This window comes from Candidatus Rickettsia mendelii, from assembly GCF_057543435.1.
On sequence record NZ_BTGX01000023.1, the window covers coordinates 119,247 to 126,583 of the forward strand.

A 7,337-nucleotide genomic window follows, 5' to 3' on the forward strand; every position below is an offset into this window, starting at 1 on the left:
CACTTCAATTCAAAATAATTTATTTTTTGAGCTAAATTATATATAGCAGAACATCTCAATCATTACTATTTTTAACTCCTTCTATAATTTAACAATTAAGTATAGGTAGGAATATGTTATATAGTTCTTCAAGGTTCAATTTATTAAATTTTTTAGAGCATTAGGAATGTATTCCCTTTTGTGTATCCCTTCTTTGCTTTTTTATTGGTAATGATTCATAATCATGTGGTTTACTTTGATCATTTACAATATGTATTTTACTGTTTAAATTTGAAATTATACCTTTTGCATGCCTTACAATATTTAATTTAATACTATTTTCAAATTCATCTTTAAGATCATTTTTTAACTTATTATTGAAAATTTCTTTTGGCAAGTAAATTCCGCCGGTAATAGTACCTGCTAAAGTATATTTAGATTTAGAATTTAAAATAGATGCAATGTTACTTACTAATGCCTTTTGATTTTCTGAATCTAAAAGATTATCTATATTATTAGGCTTTTCTTTAGCATAATCAGAAACTACCTGTTTAAGCATCTGACGAATCATATAAAAATCTTCTCCTCGATTATCACCTTTACCAAAAAGTTTTTGCGATATTTGTTCACTTAAGATATTTGTCAATAAACTAACCTTAATATCTTGTTGATTTGCTATATTTTCATATAAAGGATTTAATACTTGTAATGGAGAGTTTATATGATTTGTAATATGTTTATGTTGATTTGTTTCAAGAGCAGCTAGATTAGTAACCATATTCATAGGCACTAAATTTAATTTCTCTATAATATATTCTTTAATTTCTTGATTTTCTTTGCATAATATTTTTATCTGCTGAGCGAATTCCTTTTTATTAGGTAAACCTCTCTTACCTTCAGACTGTACTTGTATAAATATTTTATCAACTGCTTTATCAATTAATTTATTTTGTTGTTCTTTAATTAGTTCATATGCTAAAGAAGGTGTAGTCTTATCAAGATTGTAAGTATCAGCTAGTAGCATTAAATCACTAGGTAGTTTAGCTCCTGCTAGATTAACATTTTTTAAATTACAATCTTTCAAAGATGTTACTTTACTTAAATCGGCATTTTTTAATGATACCCCTGAAAAATCAATATTGGATAAATCACCTACTAATATAGCTCCCTCTAATTTAAATTTTCCATTTTGTACTTTATCTATAATGCCTCTCAGAGTAATATCATCTACAGTTTTATCCTTAAAATTTTGTGATGTATTGAATACATCTTTTACTTTTTCAGCAGCGTAACTAAAACCTGCTTTCATAAGATTTGGCAATTGTCCTTCAAAGTAATTTGTTTTTTGAGCTAAATTATAAATATTGGTAGCAGCACTGCGATAATTCTTATGTTCAATTCCTTCTATAACTTGAACTAATTCATCTGGATGATTTAACATAGATGGTAGTATATTATATAATTCTTTTTTATTAAGACTATTTATTCCTGGTACATATGCTAAAGTTTTATCCAAAATATTAGCAAATATCTCCTTATTATCATTCAGATATTGTTTAATCTCAGGATTATCTTTAGTCAAAATTATTAGCTCCTTTGACATTATCATATAATCACCTTTAATAAAATTCCGAAAAATCTTTTGTAATGATTCCGGTTTATCAATTAATATAGGCATTATACTAGTTAACTTTGTAACATCATTCGCTTCCAAACCATAATTTATGAGCTGCTGCTTAATAACTTTACTACCTTTCTCATCTTGTTCTAAAATACCATCTATTAAATTATCAAATAAGCCTTTTTTACTTTGCTCTATTAATATATCCTTTAGTTTAAATGAATGATCATTAAGTGCTGAGATTAAATTACTGCTTAAGCTCATATAGTCACTCTTATTTACATCTGCAACAATAGCATGTGCAACTTCAGGTTTTGACATAACTTCACCAACTATATTAAGCATTTGTTTATCAAAATTATACTTGTTCATTATGCTTTTCAAACTAGGGGTATTTTCAATAACACCTAAGGCAATATTTGGCAAAACTGTTTTATTATTAGCAAAAAAACCCTTTATGTTATTATCTTTAGCTACTATTTCTAAGGATTTTTCAAGAGCAAGCATTACACCTTCATTTGGAGCATTAAGAGTATCAAAAATCTCTTTTATTTCAGGAATTTTATTTAATAAAGCAGGAATAGTATCTAAAACTTTAGGATCAATTTTATAGCTTTCAAAATATTGTTTTAAAAAAGGTCTAGCTTGATCTTTAACTTCTATTAAAAAACCTTCTATAACCATTTGTTGTTTATGATTTAATTTATTAAATTTGCTTAGAACAACAGGGTTATTTATATTTTCTGCAAGTTCTTGTTTAAAACTAGGATTTTTATCAAATATTTTTGTAACTAAGGAATATAAATTTTTCTTTTCAGGTGTTTGCAATATATCATCAAAAGTTTTTATATAATCGCTTGGAAGTATCTCAGTTGCTCCAACCTTTATATAATTTGTAATATCTTCACTCTTTTCGCTAAAAAATTTTTTAAAATTTTTATCAGTAGCTAGCATATCTAAAGTTTTAGAAGAAACTTTAGTCCAATCAGGTACTTCTTGCTTTACTTCAATTGCAATTTCTTTAAGCTTTTTAAGCACTTCTTCATTTTTAAAACATTCTTTTAATATTTTTAACCCTTTGTGATCTAACGCACTCTTATCTTGAAATTCTCTAAAACCTGCTTTTGCTAAGATTTGACCTATTTGAGGTAAATCATCTGAATGTTTTCTTAAAAATTCCCATATTGTAGATTTTTCAAGAAGTGACTTTTGAAATTCTGGATCAAGATACACATTAGAAGATTTAGCAAGTTTAACAAGCTTATAACTATTTACAGGATTAGTTAAGACAAATCTTGCTCCTAGTAATATTGTTCTTAAACTTAAAGGAAAATTTTTGCCATTTGAAGACGATAAATCCTTAACCAAGCTACTAACTGCTTTATTAGCTACATGAGAAGAGAAAGCTTTTTCTACAACTTTCTGATAATATTTTTGAGTGTTTATAACAGTCATAAAAACTACCCTAACCTATTATTTAAAAAAAGAAAATTACCTAAATATTTCAATTTCTGTTACTAAAATGTATAGCTCTACGAGTAGATAACTTTACAGAAGTTAAACTCTTTAACGAAATAAAGCAACGTTTCATATCATGTATAGCATTCCATCAAGCAGGAATCTAAATAGATCCAACCTTAATTTGTTATAATAACCACTTGATTCATGTGTCAGTGTGAAATCACTCTTTAATAGTTATATCACTGAGGAATAAGGGTAAAAATCTTTTTTATTTACTATTATTAGAATCCATTTCAACAAATACTTCTTCCCATGAACCAGTAGTTGCTGCTTTTGAATATTCAGTTGCCCTATTCTCAAAGAAATTTGTATATTCAATGCCATTTAATATTTCATCGAGCCAAGACAGAGGATTATTCTTAACCATATATATATTTTTTAAACCAAGCTGCATTAACCTTCTATCCGCAATATAACGAATATATAACCTTACATCATCAGCAGTTAATCCTTCTATACCACCAACTTCAAAAGCAAGCTCAATGAATGCATCCTCAAAATGTACAATAGTTGTACACGCTTCGTAAATACGCTTGCGTAAAGTTTCTGTCCAAATTTCTGAATTTTCTCTCACAAAAGTTTTAAAAAGTGTAATAATTGAATTAGTATGAAGTGTTTCATCACGAACTGACCAAGTAATAATTTGTCCCATCCCCTTCATTTTATTAAAACGTGGAAAGTTAAGTAAAATAGCAAAAGAAGCAAATAACTGTAACCCTTCCGTAAACGCCCCAAACACTGCTAAAGTGGTTGCTATATCCTCCTTAGTATTAACACCAAATTGTTGCATATAATCATATTTATCTTTCATTTCTTTATATTTAAGAAACGCAGAATATTCTACTTCCGGCATACCTACAGTATCAAGTAAATGAGAGTATGCTACAATATGTATTGTTTCCATATTGGAAAAAGCCGATAACATCATTAATACTTCAGTTGGTTTAAATACTCGTAAATAATGCTTCATATAACAATTATTTACTTCGATATCAGCTTGTGTAAAAAAACGAAATATTTGTGTTAATAAATGTTTTTCTCCAGGAGTTAAGTTATATTTCCAATCCTTAACATCATCGGCAAGTGCTACTTCTTCCGGTAACCAATGGATTTTTTGTTGAGTGTGCCAAGCTTCATATGCCCATGGATATGAAAATGGTTTATAAATTGGACTTGCATCAAGTAATGACATATATTCTCTTCTTTAATCTAGTAAGGTAACTGTTAATATCAAAATACTTTATTAACATAATAACTATTATACAAAAATTTAGTATTATGTTACTGACAAGCTAAACATTCTTCATAATTATTAGATTCTTGTGCTTTATCATTTTGTTTCTCTAAATCTTTAAAATCTGCTTTTAATACATCGTGCGAAACTTTATCAGCACGCTGAATTGAAGTTGATCTACAATAATATAAACTCTTTACTCCTTTTGTCCAGGCTTTAAAATGAATATTATTTAAATGTTTCTTACTAACATTACCTGGTAAAAATATATTTAATGATTGTGCCTGGGTAATATAAGGAGTGCGATCAGCAGCTAACTCTATTAGCCAATTTTGATCAATCTCATAAGCAGTTTTAAAAACTTGTTTTTCTTCATCAGATAGAAATGTTAAATGCTGCACTGACCCTTCATGTGTTGCAATTGAAGACCATACTTGATCATTATTATATCCTTTTTCTTTTAATAATTTTTCTAGATTCTTATTACGCACATTAAAGGAACCAGTTAAAGTTTTTTGTATAAAACTATTAGCAGCAAATGGTTCTATTCCTGGCGATGCATTTCCTGCTATTACTGAAATCGAGGCAGTAGGTGCTATTGCAGTTTTATTGCTAAATCTCTCACTACTACCTACTTCTTTTGCATCAGGACATGCACCTTTCTCTTTACCAATTTGGATAGATGCTTTATCAGTTTCTATTTCTATATGCTCAAATATTTTTTTATTCCAAACTTTTGCCATCACTGACTCTATAGGTACTTTTTTCATCTGCAAGAATGAATGGAATCCCATTACACCAAGTCCAACACTGCGCTCACGATAAGCTGAATACTTAGCTCTTGCCATAGTATCAGGTGCTTTATTAATAAAATCTTCTAAGACATTATCAAGGAAAAGCATTATAGAGTAGATAAATTCTTTGTCATCTTTCCATTCCTCAAAATATTCTAGATTCAAGGAAGAAAGGCAACAAACAGCAGTTCTTGATTTCCCTAAATGATCAATTCCAGTTGGTAATGTAATTTCACTACAAAGGTTAGACATTTTAACTTTTAATCCTAGTTTTTTATGATGCTCAGGGATAGATTTATTGACACTATCAATAAATAAAAGATAAGGTTCACCTGTTTCTATTCTAGTAGTTAATAATTTAACCCATAAATCTCTTGCTCTAATTTTACTTACCACTTTCTTAGTAGCAGGACTAATAAGCTCAAAATCCTTATCATTTTCAACTGCTTTCATAAATTCATCATTTATTGCTATACCATGATGAATATTAAGAGATTTTCTATTAATATCACCTCCTGTCGGACGCCTTATATCAATAAATTCTTCGATTTCAGGATGATTAATAGGTAAATATACAGCAGATGAACCACGCCTAATAGAACCTTGTGAAATCGCAAGAGTCATGGAATCCATTACCTTAATAAATGGTATAATGCCTGACGAGTGACCTTTATTATATATTTCTTCACTAATGGAGCGTACATTTCCCCAGTAACTTCCAATACCTCCGCCGCGTGAAGCAAGCCAAACATTTTCCATCCATAAACTTACTATATCATCTAAGCTGTCGGCAGTCTCATTCAAGAAGCATGAAATAGGTAGCCCCCTATCTGTCCCACCATTACTTAAAATCGGTGTTGCTGGCATGAACCACATTTTACTCATATATTCATATAGCTTTTGAGCATGCTGCTTATTTTCAGCATAATAACTAGAAACTCGCGCAAATAAATCTTGAAAATCTTCGCCTTTTATGAGATATCGATCTCGTAAAATAGCCCTACCGAAAGGAGTAAGTAAATCATTATTGTTATTATTAATATTTATAGGAAACTTGTTTTTTTTTAGTGTGCTCATTATAAGTATAAAGTTAAGAATTTTTGTTGTATAGCTCTTATGTTATTTTACATAATTATTCAAATTGCTACTGCAAGTGATCAAAGACGTGCATGGTTCATAAAATAACTAAAAATGTTATACTGCAGCATAATTTTAGTATCCCCAGCAATACAACTTATAACAGTTTATTTTTAGAGGTACCAAAATCAAAATGATCTTCATAAGTCATGCAATAATACCTAAATTAAGAACCATTTTTGTGTATAAAAATTTTCCTTTAGTAGACACGAGAATAGTATTTTATTCAACATAAATATTTATAATTATTTCAGATTTTTTACTTGACAAATAAGAAGGTTGGCTTAACTTTAAGAAGTGGGACTGCTAATGTTTAGATAAATTATAATTAATTTATAGTAAAATTACTAAATTTATAGTTGAGGTTAATATTGTACATGTTGTGAGTAACGTCATAGCATTTTCTACCATAATTTATATTCATTAAAAATATTAACATTATATTTTAGAATGCTTGATATATGACAGTTTATGGTACTATTAAGTAGGATATAGAGTTTAGAAGATATTCTTTAACAAGCTAATGAGTTGTCAGTAATAATATTTCAGCGTAAATACCTTGAGCTTTCATATTCATCAGATTTTAAATAATGTTATTTAAATTTAATGTGCATATGCTTTCAGTTTTTCATATATTTCTTTTCTAATTTTAGTTAATCGATAATTCTAATGTAGGTTAGGTTTTTCTCGATGTTAATTGTTTTGCGATATGAATATTCAATAGATAGCTTTCAAAGCTTGATTTAAGAAACTCTTAGCCGCATTAGTATTACTTATTAGAGTAGTACAAGCAGAAGTAAATAAAATTGATAGCATCTCCATTCTTATCTAAAATTCTATATAGATATTCTTACTTACCTCTTAACTTTAAACATATGTTTTATCAATCCTCCAACTAAATTCTAAATTTAGGTTTCCAGTACCATCTAAGCCTATCTAAGATCTTCAAAGCATGATATTGAACCCATATAATATTCTTATACTTTAACACTCTGTTAATAATCTCTTCTTATTCTCTATAAATGATACCATGTTTATAATACCACCCCAC

The 7,337-nt window shown here is 28.5% G+C and carries 3 protein-coding genes; all 3 read right to left on the bottom strand.

All coding sequences use genetic code 11. From position 1 onward, the window contains the following. Positions 1–160: 160 nt before the first annotated feature. Positions 161–3,055, bottom strand: coding sequence for a pentapeptide repeat-containing protein (locus AC27F4_RS04070; protein WP_487062308.1), 2,895 nt, complete (start codon positions 3,053–3,055; stop codon positions 161–163). Between the two features lie 274 nt (positions 3,056–3,329). After that, positions 3,330–4,313 carry a ribonucleotide-diphosphate reductase subunit beta gene (locus AC27F4_RS04075; protein ID WP_487062310.1) on the bottom strand — a complete coding sequence of 328 codons (984 nt, stop codon included), beginning with the start codon at positions 4,311–4,313 and terminating at the stop codon, positions 3,330–3,332. 89 nt (positions 4,314–4,402) lie between these two features. After that, positions 4,403–6,226 (bottom strand): ribonucleoside-diphosphate reductase subunit alpha, encoded by a 1,824-nt coding sequence (locus AC27F4_RS04080; protein WP_487062312.1) that lies wholly within the window; start codon positions 6,224–6,226, stop codon positions 4,403–4,405. Positions 6,227–7,337: the final 1,111 nt, after the last annotated feature.